We start from the raw sequence: 21,379 nt of genomic DNA on the forward strand, positions 1-21,379 counted from the left end.
TCCATCTAACAATCATTTCCCTTTATCCGAACCTTTTCTGGCAAAATTCTCAAACCAGGTTTCCCACTGCCTATAAAGAGTTTCCAGGTCATTCCTGCAGTCGGATTCCAAATTATCTGCAGAATTAACCGCACGGCTATTCACTGAACTATCTATGAGATTATTTCCATACTCATTTTCGTATGACTCTCCTTTCTTCATGGAGTCTGAAAGCAGCCAGAACATGTTATTTGCCTGGCTAACGGCTTCGGCTTCCAGCAAGAATGATTTTTTTAGCCCTTCAATTGCTATTTTTTCTTTTATTCTTGCCCGAAGTTCGATATTTTTTAAGGCTCTATCTATGGAAATCCCCCATTTCCTGGCAATCTTTTCTATAAGTTCGGATTGTCCTTGCTCCAGAGCCTTTTCTGCAAGCAAGCAGTCCTGATATGCATAATATTTCATTATATCCGTAAAGATATCCGAAGGCTCGGGATTTTCGATTACTGCACTGGTGATTTCTGCAATATGGCTCACCCGTTTTAGTTTTTTCATGCTGCCTTCAAGCCTTATACCTGAGCAGATAATTACGGCATCCGTCGCTTTAAACGAGGCTGGAGGAACTCCAAGGGTGTGCACGATTCTCTCATATACGTTTTCGGTAGACGAACCGTGAATGGTCCCTATAACCGAGTTTCCGGCTTTTCCAACCTGCATGGCTTCATATAGCACTTTTACTTCCTCCCCCCGCACTTCACCAAGCACAAGGGCGGAATTCCCAAGACGCAGAGCTGCTCGAAGCGCAGTTTCAGGGCTCATTTCAGCTCCTGATTTCAAAACCGAGGACTGTGAGCTCATTCCCTGAACCTTCCAGCCCAGGCTCTGAAGCTCCTCGATGGGGAGCTCATGGGTATCTTCGATTGTAAGAATCCTGTACTTCTGTGGAATCTCAAGCAGCATGGCAGACAGCAGGGATGTTTTTCCTGCTCCGACTTCTCCTGCTACCAGGACTGAAGCTTGCCCGTCCATTAGAAAGCTTAAAAGTCCGGCTGCATATGGGGAAACCGAACCTGTATTGATCAGCTTAGGCAGGGTCCAGGGTGAGAGGGAATGCTTTCTGAAGGCATAAGCAAGCCCACTTGCACTGAGAGGGTCTCCGATTACCGAAACCCTTACCCCGAAAGCCTCAAGGTTAAGTTCCAGCACAGGAATCGCTTCTCCAAAGGGCCTTCCACTGATGATCCTGAACCTGGAGACAAGGGCATCAAGGTCGTCCTGCGAGAGAAAAACATTACTTACGCATTCCTCTCCCTCCAGCACAACATGTACAGGATTTTTGTCGGCAGGAGCATTAATATATACATCTGTAATCCTGGCATCGGAAAGCAGGTCTTCAACTATCCCTAGTCCGTTCGTATATCTTGCAAGCAGGTCGGCGTAACTTTCCAGTTCGTCAGGGCTGCAGGCTTTCCCGCTTGCGAGCAATTCTTCCTCCAGAAGCGCTTTTGCCATGCGCCTGAAATACTCCCTTGCTACGACAGGATCTGTAAAAGCAAGGTCTTTTGGTCTGTGTTTGATCATTCGCATCCGGACTTTTTCAAGCAGTCTGAGGTCTTCCTCCCTGAGATTATATTCCGGAGGTCTGATCATGTAAAGTTTTTCCGGCCTGTCAATATAGCGATAAATTGAAACCTCAAGTTTCCTGCCTTCCCTACCGTCTATGTCGTAGCACTCAAGAAATTCGGTATTTTCAGGCACATCTGCATAGACTCTGGAACTGGAAAAAGGGGGCCTAACATGGGGTTTGATGTCACTTTCATAGTCAAAAAGCTCTTCTGCCGCACTTTTATTTTTCTCCAGTTTTTCCTTCAGGTTTTCAGTTGCCAGAAATGGAAAGTGTCTGGAAATTTCTACCAGAGTTATTTCTCCTGACGTGTTCTTTATCAGGTTTCCTGCCATTTTTCTTATTGTTTTTTCTATCGTTTTTCCCTGTCCCTTTTTGGAATCTTCTACCTGCTCTTTTAATAAAACTCGAACTTCAGATTTTTTGATAACAGGAATTTCAGGAAAAACGGATAGTTTTCCTTCAATTTCATAAAGCATCTGATAAAAGCGCTCGGAACAAGCTTTGCAAACTGAAGTAGTTTCCGAATCCTTTTCCGAATCCTTTTCCGAATCCTTTTCTGTAACTCTTCTTGTAATTTTTCCTGTAAATCTCTCAGGGACTCTTTCCAAAATTGTTCCCATAACTTTCTGTGTAACTCTGTCTGAGTTTTTATTCAGCATTTTTCCCTGAATAAACCGTTTTATTTCCAGCCTGGCTTTTAAAGGGTCAGCCTCTACGGTTTTAGCAAAAGAAGCAATTATTTCTTTTCTTTCCAGTTCGCAGTTTTTCTTTGCAGACAAAGTACAGGCTCTGGGAACTTTTTCCGCGCTTTCATACGCTGTTACGATTCCCTCAAAACCTGCAAGAATGTAAAGTAAAGATAGAGCTTCTCCTTCGTAGTCTCGCTCATACAACCTTGAGAGCACCAGACAGTTGGCCTTGACCTCTTTTTGCAGAATTCCGAGAATGTTTTTTCTGCAGTGCATGTCGTTAAGGGAAGATCCCGAATCACATTCCCTACAATTGATAACAATGGTTTTTCGGCTTTTTGTCTGCTTTATCCGGTAAGAGCAGGTTTCCTCTACCTTTTTATTCTGTACGGAAAGACTGCCATAATTAAGGGCATTGACAGCATCCTGAAGTTTTGTCTTTATATTCAAATAAGACCCCCATTTCCCTATCAACTTCTTAATTTATCTTCAAATGTATTAAGTTTTTTTGACTGATGGGGAAATGGGGCTATTAATTTGCTGATAAAATTACGTTTAACTGTAGGAGGATTACGACAACTATTAACCTTAACTGGTTTACAGGCTATATAATCAGATTCAAGCTACTTCACGGCTTGTGAGTTTTCCATAAAAACAGAGCTGAAAGAGACGGGAAAAATGACACGTAGGGGTCCGAAAAATGGGAAAATATAGGATATAAGAGATTTAGAGAAAACAAACATGATATTCCTTGAATAACATGCACAACTATATGAAAATGCATGCTGATGGCAGCATTTTCATGCTAAAATATGTTGAGTTTTTAGATAGCATGTAAAACTTATTGCCTCATGTTGTTAACTGGTATAGATTTACTATCCCTTTAACAGTTAAATCCACTGCAAGAGCAGCAAGCAAAAGTCCCATCAGCCTTGTAAAGACCAGCATCCCGTTATATCCTATCAGCCTGTGAATTCCCCTTGAGAATTGGAATATGTAATAGCAGATAACGAACGTCAGTATGATTGATACGAGAATTATTATTTTTTGCACAATTGCTTCTGTTCCTCCCATCAGGACAATCACTGTACTGATCGTACCCGGTCCTGTCAGAAGCGGGAGGCTTATCGGGAAGATCCAGATGTCTTCTCTTTCCTGAGAGTGAGAAATCTCTTCTTCAGTAATCCTCCCCTTTGAGACTTTAGCATGCATCATATCAAAAGCAATGCTGAAAAGCAGGATTCCTCCTGCAACCCGCAGTGAATCTACGCTAATGCCGAACAGGTTAAGTATGATATTTCCTGCAATTGCAAAAAATACGGCAATTGCGCACGCAAGCATGACTGACTTTTTTGCGATTTCGTTTTTCTCCTCATTTGTCATCTTGCTGGTCAAAGAGATGAAAGTCACTACTCCGCTGATAGGGTTGACAACAACGAAGATAATTGTGAAAACGTGGATTAAAAACCCGAGGTTTTCGGTTATCACTTATTTCTCCTGCCCGTTTTTACTTTCGAGCCTATCCCAAAACATTATCTAATCTACTATTACCGCCAATATTATAACTACTAGTCTGGTATTATATTGGTTTTGGGACAGGCTCTTCTTATATTCATACCAATTTTTCTTTTATACTATTTCCGGTTGTATCCCCAGGTTATTGAACAGGAAATCTGAACGTTAACAATTCCTTCAAACTCAACAAACGTAGTTCTAATATTCAATTTCTCTGTTTTCAGGTAGGTCACACCACAAAGCTAAATGATCTACTTCCACTAAATAAGACAAATTTTAAGGAAAAATCTGGTAATTCGTCACTGGTATTTGGTCAGTTAGTTCAAATTACGTAGACATCTCATCCGGTTTTATTATATAATAGTAACTTAGATTTTCGTGTCACCTTTAAATTATCTTTACTTTTCCAATAGTTTTAAAGCTTAGGGTCAAAGTTTTATAATTTAATATAGTTTATATATTTTCAAGATTATACTAGACTCAGTACCAAAATCCAGTGATGAATGTAAAATTCAAAATCACTGGATTTTGTAAGTGGTCACAATCCGTTTGATACGACATTGGGGTTGAAGTCTTTAGATATCGAATATTGATCTTGATGAAAACCGGATTCTTCTTTCGAATTCAGATTTTCAATCAAGAAATACAAAAATCACTGGATTTTGGAACAGAATCATTATACTACGTTAATAAATATCTTTATCTACTATTTTTCAAATTTTGTAATAATTGTTATAACGAGAATGATTTTATATATTTAATAAATCAAACATCTTTTAGAAGAATAAACTCACTTGTAAGTGGTTGTAACAATAATATCCTAAAGTTAGGTACTTCGCCGTCAAAGAGAAGAGCCTGAAGGGGAAAAATGAATGGAAAAATTTCGAACAATGCGGATCCTGTAATTTGTGTTGGAAAAGATGGTACGGTTCTTTACTCAAATGAGGTTAGTGAGCTCTTGAATGAATTGGAGGTGACAGTAGGAGAAAAACTGCCTTTAAGTATCGTAGATATTGTACAAAAAGTAATTACCCAGAATCATTCCGAAAAAACGGAAATTAAAGTGGGAAATAGAGTATATCTGGTTGTTTTTCACCCGTTACCTGAACAAGAATGTGCAAACATTTTTGGACTCGATATAACTGACCATAAAGGTCTTGAAGAAAAAACTCAGGGTAGTGAAGCTAGGGAGGTGGCAAACCTTGAGCTGGCTGATATTCTTGATGTTCCAGCGGTCCAGTCCCTCATGTATGATTTACATGAACTCACTCACATTACCATAGCTCTGGTTGATCTCAAAGGTAATATTCCGGTAAGTGTTGGATGGCAGGACATCTGCACTAAATTCCACAGGGTTCACCCCGAAACCTGCAAGCACTGTGTGGAAAGCGACACAAAACTGTCCCTTGGCGTTCTCCCTGGAGATTTTAAGCTGTACAAATGCAAGAATAATATGTGGGACGTAGTAACCCCGCTTATTGTGGACGGTCAGCATATAGGCAATATCTTCTCAGGACAGTTCTTTTTTGATGACGAGCCTCTGGACTATGAGCTTTTCCGATCCCAGGCTAGAAAATACGGCTTCAATGAGGACGAGTACATAACCATGCTCGAAAAAGTTCCACGGTTAAGTAGGGAAGCTGTGAACAAAAATATGTCCTTCTTCGTGAAACTTGCCAATATGATCTCACAACTAAGTCACAGTAACTTCAAACTTGCCAGGTCACTGAGGGAACGCGATATTCTGGTGGATAAACTAGAGAAAAGCAGGGAAGACCTTGACCGTGCTCAAACTGTAGGAAATATCGGAAGCTGGCGTCTGGATGTGCGTACAAAAGAATTGACATGGTCCGACGAAAACCACCGTATTTTTGGCATCCCAAAAGGCACCCATTTGACTTATGAGACCCTCCTTTCTCAAACTCATCCTGATGACAGGGAATATGTTGATAGTAAATGGAAGGCGGGATTAAAGGGTGAACCATATGACATTGAACATCGCATTGTTGTTGATGGTAAGATTAAGTGGGTACGTAAGAAAGCACATTTTGAATTTGACAAAAGTGGAAAAGTTATCGGCGGCTTCGGCATAACACAGGATATTACTGAGCGCAAAGAAGCAGAAGAAAGGCTTAAACTGGCAAGTAAACATAATCGCAGTCTGATTGAAGCCAACATCGACCCTATCATTACAATTGGTCCTAACGGAAAAATAACCGACGTTAATAACTCCACTGAAATAGTAACTGGTTATTCAAGGGAAGAACTCATAGGCACAGACTATTCTAATTATTTCACTGAACCTGAGAAAGCCAAAAAGGGATATCAACTTGTATTTCAGGAAGGATTTGTACGAGATTATTCACTAGATATTAAGCATAAAGATGGACACATAACTCCGGTTTTATATAATGCTTCAGTTTACAGAGATGAGGCTGGCGAAATTATAGGAATGTTTGCTGCAGCACGTGACATCTCTGAACTTAAAAAGGCAGAAGAGAAAATCCAAATACTGGCAAATGCTGTCGAATCATCCGAAGATGCAATTATAACCGAATCTCTTGATGGGGTTATCACAAGCTGGAATAGAGGAGCAGAGAAAATTTATGGCTATTCCGTTGAAGAAGCTCTGGGAAGAAATATATCAGCACTCGAGCCGGAAAATCTGAAAGGGGATACAAAACAGTTAATTGAGAAAATTAAACGAGGAGAAAGAATTCGTAATTATGAGACTTTAAGGTTGAAAAAGGATGGGACGATAGTAGACGTTTCAGTAACCCTTTCTCCAGTTTTTGATACTTCTGGAAAGCTTGTAGCCATTTCAACAATTGCCAGAGATATTACTGAGCGCAAAAAAGCAGAAGAAGCCCTTAGAAGAGCACATGATAGTTTGGAAATAAAAGTTAAAGAACGTACATCTGAGCTTGAAAAGGCTTATGAGTCCTTGATGGAAGAAAAAAGAAGACTCTCTGAAGCTCAAAAAATAGCTCATATCGGAAATTGGGATTATGATCTCGTAAATGATAAATTATACTGTTCTGACGAAATGTATAGTATTTTTGGACATAAGCCCCGGGAAGGTATGAGTTACGACAAACTTTTAGGTTATGTGCATCCCGAAGATCGAAGCTATGTGGATAATGCAGTTAAAAAAGCTTTAAATGAAAAGTCCTTTAGCATTGATCACAGGATTATCTCAGCTGATGGAGAAGAGCATATAGTCCATGCACAGGGCGAAGCTTCTTATAATGAAAATAAAAGCCCAATTCGAATTAAAGGAATAGTTCAGGACATCACAGAGCGTAAGAGAGCAGAGGAAAAGATCAGGATATTAGCGAATGTTGTAGAATCCTCAAACGACGCTATTATAACTGAATCTCTGGAAGGTACTATTACAAGCTGGAATAAGGGAGCGGAGCAAATTTATGGTTATTCGGCTGAGGAAGTTCTGGGGAAAAATGTCTCAATCGCTGAACCGGATAATCTTAAAGGAGAAATAAAAAATTTAATCGAAAAAATTAAACAGGGGGAAGAAATCCAGCATTACAAAACTGTACGGTTAAAAAAGGATGGTACAACAATAAATATTTCAATAACTTATTCTCCTGTTTTTGATGCTTCTGGAAAGCTGATTGCTATCTCATCTATGGGTAGAGATATTACTGAGCAAGTCAATGCGGAAAGACTTCTGGCAAAAGCCGAAGAAGCCCGAAAAAAAGAAATTCATCACAGAATAAAAAATAATCTGCAAGTGATCTCTTCCCTTCTTGACCTGCAGGCTGAAAAATTCAGAAGCAGAGGATGTGCCGAGGATTCCGAAGTTCTTAATGCTTTCCTTGAAAGCCAGGACAGAGTTATGTCAATTGCTCTTATCCACGAAGAACTGCACGAAGGCAGAGGAAACGATACATTAAATTTCTCGTCGTATATTAAAAGGCTTGTTGAAAATCTCTTTCAGACTTATAAAGTTGGAAATATCAACACAAACCTTAACATTGAACTGGAAGAAAACATTTTCTTTGATATGGATATTGCTGTCCCACTAGGAATAATCATTAACGAACTTGTATCTAACTCCCTAAAGTACGCATTTCTAAATAGAGATAATGGAAAAATTCAAATCAAACTTCACATGGAAGACTCCGCAAAATGCGCAGGTAAAGATCAGGGAAGCACAAAAGAAAGTTACAACGGTACCGATTTTGTTTTAACAATCTCGGACAACGGGATTGGTATTCCTGAGGACTTTAATTTGGAAGATTCCAATTCTCTTGGATTACAGTTAGTGGAAACCTTAGTAGATCAGTTAGGGGGCGAAATTGAATTAAAAAGGGATTCTGGGACTGAGTTCTGTATAAGATTTACAGTACCAGTACAGAATGAAAAATAGTATAATCGGACCTTCATACAATACTCAGTTTATAAATCTGCTAATTTTTATCAACTGGTTTTCTTCACTTTTCTACAAAACAATTTTGTCAACTAATTTTTCACTTTTCTACAAAGCAGTTTTGTCAACTAATTTTTCACTTTTCTACAAGGAAGATCCCGGAATCACATTCTCTGAACTAATACCTGCAATTGATAACATTCTCCGGTTTTTCGTCTGCTTTATTTTTTCTGTGTAGTATATCGATCTTTAGCTTCCTGAAGTACAGTGACTGCAGTTTCGAGGCTTTTCCAACCGATAACTTTCACTTGTTTTTTATCTAAGTTCTTATAAGTTTGGAAAAAGTGAGTGATTTCCTTAAATAAATGCGGTGGGACCTGGTCTACTGACTCAATATAATTCCACATCGGATCGTTCTTTGGAACGCACAGGATCTTCTGATCTCTTCCTTTATAATCTTCCATATCAAATAATGCTATAAGATATACATCGATTACACAGCCCTGAAATGTGGGCTCCCAGGTTAAAACCATAGCATCTAAAGGGTCACCATCAAGGGACAGTGTGTCCGGGAAAAAACCATAATCCGAGGGATATACCATTGAAGAAGAAAGCATTCTGTCGAACTTAATCAGTCTCTTTTCTTTATCATATTCGAACTTGTTTCGGCTCCCTTTTGGAATTTCAACAATTACGCTTTCTACCTGTCTTTCAGTCATATTAGCACTTCCAGCTATTTTTTGCTTCCAGGTACTTACCTTTTACTTATTTTTATCACTGCCATAAAATACAATTTTAACTTTTTCTTCTGTGATCAACCCTTGGTTAATTACCTCATCTAATTTTGGTCTGATTCTCTCGATATTTTCTTCAAGATCAGAAACCTCAATGAGTATTGGCATATCAGTTGATAGACGCAATATAGAAGTTGTATGAATGCGGCTGTGTTTTCCAAAGCCAGCAATACCCCTAAAAACAGTAGCTCCGGCTATACCTTCAGCTTTTAGCATTTCAACAATATACATGTACAAAGGCTTACCTTTGTAGTGATCAGATTCCCCAATAAATATCCTTAACAATATGGCTGTAGACTCATTCTTCATGCAATTCTCCTCACAACCTTTCACTCTATCCGTTTTCATTTCATCCCTCCCAATAGGTAAGAGCTGACACTCAGAGCTACAATCTTACCTAAATATACAGCCATTATGGAAAATAATACTGTTGATACTACATTTATCGCCATCAGCATTAATTTTGAGTCATCAAGCAACCGGAACGATTCATAACCAAACGTTGACAATGTCGTAAAAGCTCCTAAAATACCTATTGTCAGAAATATTCTGGTTTGGTCACTAAACAGGCCCTGGTATTCGGAAAGGTACATTATTAAACCTAAAAAGAAACTTCCGATCGTATTTATGGTTAATGTACCTACCGGAAAACTGACAAAACCGTTTTGAATCCATCCACCTAATACATATCTCAAGGTAGCACCTATGAAGCCGCCTATACCTACCAGTAAAACAGTATACACATTAAAACCTCAATAATTAATGTAGAAGTCATCAGCATAAGCGGTTTAGACTACAAGTCTTGGCGGACCTCATCGCCTATAGGATACCTTTTTCCTTTCATTAATTAAATAGTTTACTCAAAGGCTCCGTCTAGCGAAGTATAACTATTAATATTTTTGAATTCTATCGTTTTTAGGATTTCTAATTATGTTCTACTTTTTGTAATCAGTATTCAAAAACAGCTTCAATCAAGGGTTCTGCAAGTTTAATCACATCTTCTTTAAATGCGTATATATCTTCCAAAACCGCAGAATTTTTTCCCCCTAATAGTTCCTGCTTCAGTTTTTTACCTAAAATATCGTCATTTCCCGCTGCCAGCCTGAGCACGATAGAACCCGGGAAAATTTCAGTCCTGCAGGAGACTCTATCGCAATCCCCGTCCGTGATCCCGATAATAGGAATCCCGAGCCTGGAGAGAATATCGCCTGCTATTATTGTGGTGTCATCTCCCACGGTAACTGCGAATTCAGCATTGGCAGCTAACTCAAAAGTATCTTCTGCAGCATGGTCTATAATCACGACTCTGCCTGCGGTTGGTCTGGAAGAAAAAACCGAGTCTTTGCCGTGTACGTTCGGTTTCCGGCCTTGCAGGGGAGAGAAATTGCTTCTTCTCAGGTCGCCGCTTTTTACCCAGGATTTTTCAAGGTCAATAGGATCTCTTTTTTCATAATTATGAAGTTTTTCGAGCCCGTGCTCTTTTATTTCTCCCCCTTCTATTGCGACAATAAAGCCGTTTTCGGAGGTTATGCTTACTTCGGAAGAAAAGGTTTTTCCAATCACGATTCCGTTTACCAGAATATTTTCTCCGGGAAAAACGCCTGAAATTTTGCGGATTACCCGAACTTTACCTATTGCAGAGCACTTATCTACAAAAACGGAATTTTGAACTCTTGAACTTTGAAGGGGCAAAGGACTTTCCACAGAAAGCTCCAGAATTTCAGAAAGCTTCTCAAGATATTCTCCGTACTCTCCGGCTTTTTTATTGAGATATCTCAAAATTCCAGCTGTACTTGCCGGGCTTTCGATCTGGACAAGAGGCTTTATCTCCGGCTTTCGAAGCCGAACAGCAACCATTTCTCCAAACACCTTCCCGGTTTCGATTGTTTTTCCCCGGTTAAGGAGGCATACAATATCTGAGGTTTCGAAGAGAGATTCAATGCAGGCACTGGGCTTCTGATGCTGGCTTATATCTATAATGTTTTCAAGCCCGGCATCCAGAACAGCTACTTTTCCCATAGTTCCTCCAAGCCTTGCCTCGACTTTGCCTACGCAGGAAAGCTTTTCAAAAACTCTTTTCGCCTCTCCCGAATCAATAACTTCGGGCCCGTGGATTACCAGACCAATTTTCATTTTCAGCCCGTTTGACGGAAGAAACATATTAATATGATCCTCAGTACAACCCTTTATCTTTTCTCTTTCATTTCTCTTTCATTTCTCTTTCATTTCTCTTCCATTTCTCTTTCATTTCTCTTCCATTAATATTTCACATTATTAGCCGAGAATTATAGAAAACTAAATTACTGATAGCTAAATTACTTACTGATAGCTAAATTACTTACTGATAGCTAAATTATTTACTGATAGCTAAATTAAGGACAACTGGATTCTTTATTGTTACACTCATATAAAAAGTAACTACTTTGAGGCAAAAAGATGGCTGACGTAAAAATTACCTGGCTCGGACATTCGGTTTTTTTGTTCGAAGCCGAAACGAAATTGTTAATCGATCCTTTTATCTCTGGGAATCCACTGGCTCCGTGCAGCCCTGAAGAACTGAACCCTGACATAATAGCTGTGACTCACGGGCACCGTGATCACCTTGGGGATACGATCGAGATCGGAAAACGGACTGGATGCCGGATAATCTCAGTTCATGAGGTTGCAAACTATATAAAATCAAAAGGAGTTTTTGCAGAGGGCATGGGCAAGGGCGGTACAGTAAACGTAGAGGGTATAAAGTTAACTATGACTGAAGCACTCCATTCCTCTTCAATCGATGCCTCTGGTTTCAGTTTCGATGGCGGCTCCCCGGCAGGTTTCATTATACGAATCAACGGCCATTCAATCTACCATGCCGGAGACACCGGAGTATTCGGGGATATGCAGCTCATAGGTGAACTCTACGAACCTGAACTTGCCCTCCTCCCCATAGGCGACAAATTTACGATGGGTATAAAAGAAGCCACAAAAGCGGTAGAACTAATTCAGCCCAAAATTGTAGTTCCAATGCACTATAACACCTTTGATGTAATTAACCAGGACCCTCTCAAATTCAAACAGGCTGTAGAATCAAAAACTAATACAAAAGTTATCATCATGCAGCCAGGCCAGTCAATTGAACTCTAAATCCTAATACCCTTCTACTCAACTCTATATTTCCACAACAGTTTGGCAGCAACCGTTGCGCCGGTTTATCATGCCTATAGAGTTTTGGGATAAGTTTCTCAAATCCAAACACTGCTTGGGTTTTCGCTCAAGCCTTTTTTGAAAAGGCTTGCGACTTGGACAGCGGAAGTATTAAAAATAATAAGTAAATTATAAAAATATATGTATGAATTTAACTGCCGGTTTAAGCTGTACACTTAAAGCCGTATTAAATATTAATTTCCTTATTGTTTACCTATACGATTTTATAGAATTAATACTATGACATCGGAATAACCATGACTACTAATGTAAAAACGATTCCACTCGCGTTCGGAAGCGGGATTTTGGAGCTGGATATGCCTGAGAAAAACATATCCAGTATTATCCTGCCTTCAGAATTAAAAATAACGGAAGAAGGGGCTTCCCTTATTAAAAAAGCACTTGAAAATCCTATGAAAAGTAAAAGGCTTTCTGAAATTGTAAACCCGAACTCTAGGGTTGCAATCATAGTTAGTGACGTTACTCGGCCAACTCCTACTGCAAAGCTTCTTCCGCCTTTGCTTGAGGAACTTTATCTGGGCGGAGCAAAAAACGAGAATATTACTATTGTTTTTGCCCTCGGGCTCCATCGAAACCAGACTGAAGAAGAGTGTCGTCAGCTCGTAGGAGAAGAAATCTTCGAAAAAATAAGATGCGTCCAGCACGACAGGAAAAGGTGCAGGCTTCTAGGGGAAACAAGTTTCGGAACGCCAGTCGAGGTCTTCGAAGAAGTAGTTGACTCCGACGTTATCATAAGTACAGGAACCCTGGAATTTCACTATTATGCAGGTTACGGAGGTGGAGGAAAGTCCATCCTTCCAGGTGTAAGTTCGGAGAAATCCATTCTCTCATTCCATAGCTTTTATAGCAAACTCTTTGAAGGAGACCCTCTATCAGGCAGAACTGACAGTCCGGCAAGACAGAATATTGAGGAAGCTGCAAGGATTGCAGGTCTTGACTTCATCATAAATGTTGTACTTGACAGCAAAAAAGAGATAGTTGCTGCCGTTGCAGGCGATTTAATCGAAGCTCACAGAAAAGGCGTGAAAGTTGTCGATTCCATGTATAAAGTGCCTGTAGAGTCTGCAGATGCTGTAGTTGTTTCTTGCGGTGGTTTTCCAAAGGATATTAACCTTTACCAGGCAACTAAATCCCTTGAAAATGCCACCTCTGCTGTAAAAAGAGGGGGTTCAATTATTCTTGTAGCCGAAGTTTCCGAGGGAATAGGAAACAAAGTTTACGAGTGCTGGAACAGGGAATGCGGGGCTCCTGAAGATGCGGTCAAACGTTTCAAGAACCATTTCGAGTTCGGCGGGCACAAAGCTGCTATTGTAGGGAGGGCTGCGAAAGAATTCAAACTTTACCTGGTATCAAAGCTTCCGGAAACGGAAAGTAAAAATGCTTTTTTTATACCGGCAATGAGCATAGATGAAGCACTCGAAAAGGTTCTTTCCGAGAATCCTGATGCTAAAATCCACGTTATGCCAAATGGTGGGTGGACCTTACCTGTAAAGCAATAAAAAGATACTATAATAAAAAGACGAAGGTTTGAACTGCCTTTAAAATTACCTCCGTCTCTAAATCATCTTTCCCTCTAAAACTACTTTTTTCTTTTGAAATTACCTTAAAAATAACCTTCTTTCTTAAAATTACCTTCTAGTCCTTTTTATACTTGTTTTCCCTTATTATTGTAAACAATAAAAAGAAAAATAGTATCAAGATAAAAACATCGGCGTAAACATGACTGCAAACATAAAAAAAATGTCACTTGCTTTTGGAAGTACAAGAATTGAGTTTGAAATTCCTGAAAGAAATCTTGCCAGTGTTATTTTACCTTCAGAATTTGAAACAAAAGAAGAAGGAACTTCTCTTATTAAAAAAGCGCTTGAAAATCCCATAAAAAGCCGACGGCTTTCTGAGATTGTAAAACCTGATTCGAAGGTTGCAATCATAGTTAGTGATGTTACGCGGCCAACTCCTACTGCAAAGCTTCTTCCTCCTCTTCTTGATGAGCTCTATCTTGGAGGAGCAAAGGACGAAAATATTACTATCGTTTTTGCCCTAGGGTTACATCGAAACCAGACTGAAGAAGAATCCCGAAAACTGGTTGGAGAACAAGTCTACGAAAGAATTCGCTGCATCCAGCACAGCAGGAAAAGGTGCAGGTATCTTGGAGAAACGAGTTTTGGAACGCCAATCGAGGTATTTGAAGAAATAGCAGACTCCGACGTTATCATAAGCACAGGAACCCTGGAATTCCACTATTATGCGGGATACAGTGGAGGAGGGAAATCTATTCTTCCGGGAATCAGTTCGGAAAAATCTATTCTTTCTTATCATAGTTTTTATAGCAAACTCTTTGAAGGTGATCCTCTCTCAGGCAGAATCGACAGTCCTGCAAGAAAAAATATAGAAGAAGCTGCAGGGGTTGCAGGCCTTAAATTTATCCTTAATGTCGTGCTTAGCAGCAAAAAAGAGATAGTTTCTGCCGTTGCAGGCGATTTCATCGAGGCCCACAGGAAAGGCATGGAAGTTGTTGATTCCATGTATAAAGTGCCTGTAGAACCTGCGGATGCAGCAATTGTCTCTTGTGGAGGGTTTCCAAAGGATATTAACCTTTTCCAGGCGACGAAATCCCTTGAAAATGCAGTTTTTGCCGTAAAAAAAGGAGGCTCAATAGTGCTTGTGGCCGAATGTAATGAGGGAATTGGAGATAAGGTATATGAGCGCTGGAGTACAGAATGCAAAACCCCCGATGAAGCAATACGGAAATTCAGAAAATGCTTTGAATTCGGCGGGCATAAAGCTGCCACTGTTGGAAGGACTGCAAAAACATTCAAACTTTATCTTGTCTCAAAACTTCCGGACACTGAAAGCAGAAGTGCCTTCTTTATTCCCGTAAAAAACGTAGAAAAAGCGCTTGAAAAGATTCTTTTCGAAAATCCTGATGCTAAAATCCATGTTATGCCCAACGGTGGATGGACTCTGCCTGTAATGAGACAAAAAGATACTATAATAAAAGATGAAGACCTGAACGATCTTTAAGATTGCCTTATAGTTCTTTTTTATACTTGTCTATCCTTATTATAAATAATAAGGAGAAATAGGTCCGTTTAAGGAAAAATGGATCCGTTCCAAAAATTTCATAATAAATATTTAAATGATAAATATATAAATATATAATGATGAAAACGTCTGCTTTCTTATCCTGTTTTCTATTTCCGGTGAATATTGATGTACTAAATCTCATTACACTTTACATTTTTACTATTTCAGTGTATCTTTATTATAATATTTTACAGCGGAACTGATATAAGTGGGTAACTTCCTTATCTTTTTGGGGTGATAACTATTAATAAAAAGAAAAAAATTTTGATCTTCATTGTTTTTCTTGTTTTCATCGCACTTGCAGGAATATTTTTAAAACTGCCAATTTTTACGCCAACATCCGCCGGTGAAAAACAATCAGATATGGTAGCTGGTTTAGTAATTCAATTCAGAGCTGGAACTACTGAACCGGAAGCAAAAAATATTCTTGATGACCGTAACCTGCCTACATACAAATTCGATTATAATATAATTAATACACCAGGATACTACATAATAGTAGATAAAAATAAAACGAACGATATAAGAGATGAGTTGAGAAAAAGACCAGATTGGACTGACTCTGTATTCCCTGATATAGACAAAGGAGATTACTACATAATTACAGTAACTGAGCAAGCTATTCAGGATAAAAATTTCCTTGAGATACTGGAAAAAAATAATATTGCACTGGAAAAATTTGTATGGTGTCGCGCTCAATTCGGAGAACGCCCTATGAGTGGGATTTCAAAGGAACGCGCAAATGAATTAAAGGGTGAACTCGAAATGAACAAAAACGTTTTCTTAGTAGAGTTCGAAACTATTTTCTCATAGGCGATTTTTTAACAATAGAACCAGCATCTATAAAAGAGGATATCTATAGTTAACAAATAAAAGAAGACAATTACAAAAACAAATATCAAAAAACAAGTGAAGTGCCAAATATGATTGCAAACACAAAAACAATATCATTAGCTTTTGGGAGCATGGCACTTGAGCTGGATATTCCGGAGAGAAACATATCCAGTATTATTCTGCCTTCGGAACCTGAGATAAAGGAAAATGGGGTTCCTTTAATTAAAAAAGCGCTTGAAAATCCCATAAAAAGCCGACGGCTTTCTGAGATTGTAAAACCTGATTCGAAGGTTGCAATCATAGTTAGTGATGTTACGCGGCCAACTCCTACTGCAAAGCTTCTTCCTCCTCTGCTTGATGAGCTCTATCTTGGAGGGGCAAAGGACGAAAATATTACTATTGTTTTTGCCCTCGGGCTCCATAGAAATCAAATTGAAGAGGAATCCCGAAAACTGGTTGGAGAACAAGTCTACGAAAGAATTCGCTGCATCCAACATGATACTGGCAGGTGCAGACGTATCGGTATGACCTCCCGTGGAACCCCGATTGAGATTTTTGAAAATATTCTGGACACCGACGTTGTTATAGGGATCGGAAGCATTGAGTTCCATTATTATGCAGGATATAGCGGTGGGGCAAAGTCAGTACTTCCTGGGGTAAGTTCGAAAGAAACAGTTATCACAAACCATAAAATGATGATTGACGAAAAAGCTGTTTCCGGAAGGGTTGATGGGCCTGTCAGGCAGGACATGGAAGAAGCCGCAAAAATTTTCGGCCTTGATTTCATCCTGAATGTGGTGCTTGACAGCAAAAAAGAGATAGTTGCTGCTGTTGCCGGCGATTTTATCGAGGCTCACAGGAAAGGTGTGGAGGTTGTGGATTCCATGTATAAGGTGCCAGTGGAGCCTGCGGATGCGGTAGTTGTTTCCTGCGGAGGTTTTCCTAAAGATATCAACCTTTTTCAGGCAAATAAAGCGCTTGACAACGCAACTCAGGCTGTGAAACAAGGTGGTTCCATCATCCTTGTAGCCGAATGCGCTGAAGGAATAGGAAACCAGGTATATGAATGCTGGAACAGGGAGTGCCGAAGCCCGGATGAAGCAATAGAGCGTTTTAAAATCTGTTTTGAGTTCGGAGGACATAAAACAGCAATAATTGCAAAAATTTCAAAGAAGTTTAAACTTTACCTGGTCTCAAAGCTTTCGGACAAACAAACAAAAAGTGCTTTCTTTACTCCCATGCAAAATGTAGAGGATGCCTTATATGCAGTGCTCTTGGAAAATCCTGATGCAAAAATTCACCTTATGCCCCACGGAGGGCAGACCCTGCCTGTTAGAAAAGAGAACTGATAACTTCCTAAAATGAGCAGTGAGTAAAGAATCAAAACTAAAAAATAAACTGCGGAAGTGCAGGCTTAAACGCCTGCCGAATCCGCTGTACTGCTTGACGCTTTTTCTAAGTTTTCTTCTTCATCTTCAAACCTTAGCCTGAAAGCCTTCTTCAGGAATTCAGGTGAAAGTTGAGGTGTCACAAAGCTTACCACAACCAGGGCAAGGAAAGAGAGTGGTGTTGCAATCAGGATTGGGTCCACAAGGGTCCAGGTACCTGAAAGTAAAGTTTCCTTGCCGAAGATTGCCATACAAATCTTGAGAGGTGCTGCTTCTTTTGCATGGACAAAAGTCAGCCAGAAGAGGCTGCTTAAAGATCCTATTACAAGGCTTGCAGTTGCGCCTGCTTTTGTAGTGCGCTTCCAGAAAAGTGCTCCAATAAACAGGGGCAGGAAGGCAGCCGTACATAGACCCATGAACATCGCAGTTGCTCTGGCGATAATGCTTCCAGGCAGGATATATGCCAGAATAACTGCTACCAGGATTGTAAAGGCGATTCCTATTTTTGTAACGTGGACGGTTGCCTTAGACTTGCCTTTCATTATACTCTGCTGGTAAACGTCGTATCCTATTGCTGTGCCCATTGTGTGAAATTGAGCGGCTGCAGTAGACATTGCAGCTGCAAGCAGGCAGAGCATAAAAATTGCTACAAACATCTCAGGCAGTGCGTGGTTGAGGAACGTGGGCATTATAAGGTCAGTGTTTCCATCAGGGACAACCTGAAGAGATATCTTGCCCATTGTCCTGTAGAAATATACGTTGGAAAGGGCTCCTATAGCATATGCGACTCCTACCATCATAAGGAGGAAAGGACCTCCTATGGCAACTGCTCTTTTTAGAGAGCGGTCGTCCTTTACAGTCATGAATCTGACTGCAAGCTGCGGTTGTGCAAGTACTCCGATTCCTACTCCCATTATAATTGTGGAAATCATTGTCCACCAGATAGGGGAGCCAAAGGTCGGCATCGAGGTCCAGCCCTGGTGTCCCTGAGCTACAAGGGCAGGAGGAACAAGGTTTGCCATGTTTGTAAGAGCCTGGTGAGCTTCAGTAACTCCTCCAAGCATACTGTAGGTGTAAATAAGTATAAAACCCATTCCTAATATCATTAGAATAGCCTGCATAGCATCAACATACATAACTGAGAGAAGGCCGCCTTTAATCACGTAAGAAGCAATAATAATCGTGAATATTATAAGTGCAATGTTATAATTTACTCCCAGTGTTGTCTCAAGGAATCTTCCGGCTCCGATAATAACGCTGGAAGCATAAAGAGGCATGAAAACTCCAATCAGAAGCCCGGAAAAAGCTTGAATAAACTTTGACTGGAAACGCTTTCCAATAAACTCTGGATAAGTTATAGCTCCCAAATTTAGCCCCATACGTCTTGTTCGAGGCCCGAACACCACAAAGGCTATGAAGATTCCAAAAAAGATATTCATAAAAACAAGCCACAAAAGTCCCATTCCTAAAGATGCGGCTACTCCACCGAACCCTATAATCGCGGAAGTGCTGATAAATGCAGCTCCATAGGAGAGAGCCATAATTGCAGGATGCACGCCTCGGCCGGCGAGCATATACCCTTCGGGCTGGGAGTTCTTTTTGTATCCCAGGTAGGCGACGTAGAAAGTGGCTCCAAGATATACAATAAGAAATAAGATAAGAACTGAAATACTGACTGCCATAATAGATCATTCCAAAATAGTTCGTTACTGTTTTTCTCAGGCTTTATTAAAAACTCGATTTAATATGAATTTTTAAACAAATCCTGATTTTATTCCAAGTTTGCCGGTATTGGGTCACCGTCTTGAGTCACTGTCTTTTTACTGCTGCTCTTTACTGTCTTCGCTTCATTTCCTTCTTTCCAGTAATAAGCCCCATAAACCAAACATCCCAGTGCACTTAATATACTGGCCAGATACCCAAGCCAGATATACGGATCATCTATTCCTAACATCTACACACCTTCCTGAAAAATATCCTGGTAATAGTTAACGTGATACTTGTTAGCATTGTACATCTAACTTTTTGTTATTTAAACATATTGAGTAAGATAAAACTCCAGTATAAAGTAACGAAGTGAACTTTATAGATTACATAAACAATTAATTATAATTTCACCACAGGTCTAATTATAATTTCACCACAGGTCTGTATGATATATTCTTCATACTTCATACAGATGTGGGAATTGAAAAGAGTGACTTTTTACCTCTGGCTGCCTGGTTATAATAATGAATCCAGGACTGGAAAATAACTTTTAAGCAGGGATTGCGGAAAACAGGGAAATGGAATTTAAGTGTTCTGGATGCGGAACATGGAAAAACGCTTTATTGAAAACAGACCGTCTTGTTCCAAAAAAATTTCTTCTTCTGCCATTATAAGTAAATTTCACAGCAAGAAAAAAATAGCTTACACTCAAAACTCGGAGCTGGCAAATGAAATATAAAATAAAACATAGGAAAGCGAGACGTAAGTAAAAGAAGTGGATAAAACAGAGACCGAAAAATGAAATGGAAAAAGAAATGTAAATGGAGAAAGAAATGTGAAACGGAGAAAGAAATGTAAAATGAAAAAAGCGGATCTTCTTTTACTTAAAACAGCACTTCGTAATTTCTCCACTGAGATCTTCACTTAGCATTTCAATAGCTTCGTCAAATTCATCGGTCTGGCCGAGCACCCACATAAGTTTAACAAGCGCTGTTTCGGGCAGGGTGTCTTCTCCTTCTATTGCACCGGCTTTCAGCATATCACGGCCTGTGTCATAGACGCGGTCGCAGATTCTGCCGTTAAGGCATTGGGATGTGATTATAACAGGCATTTTTGCGTCCGTAGCTTTACGGATTTTTGGAATCCACTTAGTAGAAACGTGACCAAGACCGGTGCCTTCAAGAACCAGTCCTCTGTACCCTCTGTCAATGTAATGGTCAAGAATTTCAGGACCCGAACCGGGTGTAAACTTAATAAGGGCACATTTTGGTTCCATGCCTGGTTTGAATTTGAGAGGTCTTTCTCCAGGTTTTATATAATCAATGAAAGTTGTTATTTCCCTTGTGTCGTAATCTACAATCCCTATTGGAAGTGAATTTATAGATTTGAAAGCGTCCCTGCGGGAAGTATGCATTTTCCTGACTTTCGTTCCACGGTGGATCTCGCAGAAATTGTCTGAGGTCGTCCCATGCATGACAACCGAAACTTCAGCAATATCACTAACAGCAACAAGGGCTGCACAGATCGCATTCATGGCATTGTCGCTGCTCGGACGGTCTGCACTTCTCTGGGAACCTACCAGAACAATGGGTACAGGCGTTTCAATCATAAAGGAAAGAGCTGCAGCCGTGTACATCATGGTGTCTGTTCCATGAGTTACGATTACTCCATCGGCACCTGCCTCAATTTCCTCCACAACGGCACGGGCAAGGTTTTGCCAGGATTCGGAATCCATATTTTCCGAGAGAATGCTTGAAATTACCCTGCCTTTGAAATCGGCTATCTCTCTGAGTTCAGGGATAGCTGCAAGGATATCGTCAGCAGTGAACTGGGAAGTTACTGCACCAGTCCTGTAGTCGATTTTGCTGGCAATTGTTCCGCCTGTGGAAAGAATCGCGACCTTTGGAAGCTTTTTTCCAGGTTTTGGGATATTTTCTTCTACCATTTTGGATTCTTTCCCGCCGTTCAGACCTCCGTTTGTGTTTTCTCCATTGCTTTCCAGAAGAGTTATCTTTACATTATCCGTGAAAAAACCGGCATTGTAACCGCTGTTCATTTTTATTGTAATATGTCCTTCCATGGACGGCATCACTTTGCCTTCGTAAACTGTGCCGTTCTTTTCAATACGTACCCGGTCGCCCTGTTTGAATTCCATAAAT

15 protein-coding genes and 1 riboswitch are annotated in these 21,379 nt (G+C 40.0%); of the genes, 6 read left to right on the forward strand and 9 right to left on the reverse strand.

What is annotated here, in order from left to right; translation table 11 throughout:
* Positions 1–12 precede the first annotated feature (12 nt).
* Both ASJ81_RS07555 and ASJ81_RS07560 read right to left on the reverse strand, forming a co-directional pair.
* Positions 13–2,745, reverse strand: a complete 2,733-nt coding sequence (locus ASJ81_RS07555; protein ID WP_095643953.1) for an ATPase, T2SS/T4P/T4SS family — start codon at positions 2,743–2,745, stop codon at positions 13–15.
* Positions 2,746–3,144: 399 nt separating this feature from the next.
* On the reverse strand, positions 3,145–3,783 hold the full coding sequence (locus ASJ81_RS07560; RefSeq protein WP_095643954.1) for a MarC family protein: 639 nt from the start codon (positions 3,781–3,783) through the stop codon (positions 3,145–3,147).
* 895 nt (positions 3,784–4,678) lie between these two features.
* Here ASJ81_RS07560 and ASJ81_RS07565 point away from each other — a divergent pair.
* A complete protein-coding gene (locus ASJ81_RS07565) occupies positions 4,679–8,200 on the forward strand; it encodes a PAS domain S-box protein (protein ID WP_095643955.1) in 3,522 nt (1,173 codons plus the stop codon).
* Between the two features lie 221 nt (positions 8,201–8,421).
* Here ASJ81_RS07565 and ASJ81_RS07575 read toward each other — a convergent pair whose 3' ends face one another.
* The 4 genes from ASJ81_RS07575 to ASJ81_RS07590 all read right to left on the reverse strand — a co-directional run bounded on the left by ASJ81_RS07575 (position 8,422) and on the right by ASJ81_RS07590 (position 11,154).
* The gene (locus ASJ81_RS07575) at positions 8,422–8,919 is read right to left on the reverse strand and encodes an inorganic diphosphatase (protein ID WP_095643957.1); all 498 of its coding nucleotides are present in this window, start codon (positions 8,917–8,919) and stop codon (positions 8,422–8,424) included.
* Positions 8,920–8,961: 42 nt separating this feature from the next.
* A complete protein-coding gene (locus ASJ81_RS07580; protein WP_212556046.1) occupies positions 8,962–9,342 on the reverse strand; it encodes a DUF190 domain-containing protein in 381 nt (126 codons plus the stop codon).
* Positions 9,339–9,737 carry a fluoride efflux transporter CrcB gene (gene crcB, locus ASJ81_RS07585; RefSeq protein WP_095643958.1) on the reverse strand — a complete coding sequence of 133 codons (399 nt, stop codon included), beginning with the start codon at positions 9,735–9,737 and terminating at the stop codon, positions 9,339–9,341. The genes ASJ81_RS07580 and crcB overlap by 4 nt, the downstream gene beginning before the upstream one ends.
* Positions 9,738–9,752: 15 nt before the next feature.
* A riboswitch (Fluoride riboswitch) is annotated at positions 9,753–9,823 on the reverse strand.
* 119 nt (positions 9,824–9,942) lie between these two features.
* Positions 9,943–11,154 carry a DUF2117 family protein gene (locus ASJ81_RS07590; RefSeq protein WP_095643959.1) on the reverse strand — a complete coding sequence of 404 codons (1,212 nt, stop codon included), beginning with the start codon at positions 11,152–11,154 and terminating at the stop codon, positions 9,943–9,945.
* A gap of 276 nt (positions 11,155–11,430) precedes the next feature.
* Here ASJ81_RS07590 and ASJ81_RS07595 point away from each other — a divergent pair, with 276 nt between their 5' ends.
* The 5 genes from ASJ81_RS07595 to larA (ASJ81_RS07615) all read left to right on the forward strand — a co-directional run bounded on the left by ASJ81_RS07595 (position 11,431) and on the right by larA (ASJ81_RS07615) (position 17,474).
* Complete coding sequence (locus ASJ81_RS07595; RefSeq protein WP_095643960.1) at positions 11,431–12,123, forward strand: metal-dependent hydrolase; 693 nt, start codon at positions 11,431–11,433, stop codon at positions 12,121–12,123.
* A 317-nt stretch (positions 12,124–12,440) separates the two neighbouring features.
* Entirely contained in the window at positions 12,441–13,703 is a 1,263-nt protein-coding gene (gene larA / locus ASJ81_RS07600) for a nickel-dependent lactate racemase (protein WP_095643961.1), read from the forward strand.
* 220 nt (positions 13,704–13,923) lie between these two features.
* Positions 13,924–15,228, forward strand: coding sequence for a nickel-dependent lactate racemase (larA, locus tag ASJ81_RS07605; RefSeq protein WP_095643962.1), 1,305 nt, complete (start codon positions 13,924–13,926; stop codon positions 15,226–15,228).
* Between the two features lie 327 nt (positions 15,229–15,555).
* Positions 15,556–16,104, forward strand: a complete 549-nt coding sequence (locus tag ASJ81_RS07610) for a UPF0228 family protein (protein WP_170943232.1) — start codon at positions 15,556–15,558, stop codon at positions 16,102–16,104.
* Positions 16,105–16,214: 110 nt separating this feature from the next.
* Positions 16,215–17,474, forward strand: coding sequence for a nickel-dependent lactate racemase (gene larA / locus ASJ81_RS07615; RefSeq protein ID WP_095643964.1), 1,260 nt, complete (start codon positions 16,215–16,217; stop codon positions 17,472–17,474).
* A gap of 65 nt (positions 17,475–17,539) precedes the next feature.
* Here the strand turns inward: larA (ASJ81_RS07615) and ASJ81_RS07620 are convergent, their stop codons facing one another.
* The 3 genes from ASJ81_RS07620 to gatD all read right to left on the reverse strand — a co-directional run bounded on the left by ASJ81_RS07620 (position 17,540) and on the right by gatD (position 21,375).
* Complete coding sequence (locus ASJ81_RS07620; RefSeq protein ID WP_095643965.1) at positions 17,540–19,195, reverse strand: sodium:solute symporter family protein; 1,656 nt, start codon at positions 19,193–19,195, stop codon at positions 17,540–17,542.
* Positions 19,196–19,284: 89 nt separating this feature from the next.
* Positions 19,285–19,467, reverse strand: a complete 183-nt coding sequence (locus ASJ81_RS07625) for a symporter small accessory protein (protein ID WP_095643966.1) — start codon at positions 19,465–19,467, stop codon at positions 19,285–19,287.
* Positions 19,468–20,100: 633 nt separating this feature from the next.
* Entirely contained in the window at positions 20,101–21,375 is a 1,275-nt protein-coding gene (gene gatD, locus ASJ81_RS07630) for a Glu-tRNA(Gln) amidotransferase subunit GatD (protein ID WP_095643967.1), read from the reverse strand.
* Positions 21,376–21,379 lie beyond the last annotated feature (4 nt).

The sequence above is a fragment of the Methanosarcina spelaei genome, from assembly GCF_002287235.1.
In the GTDB taxonomy this organism is placed as follows: domain Archaea; phylum Halobacteriota; class Methanosarcinia; order Methanosarcinales; family Methanosarcinaceae; genus Methanosarcina; species Methanosarcina spelaei.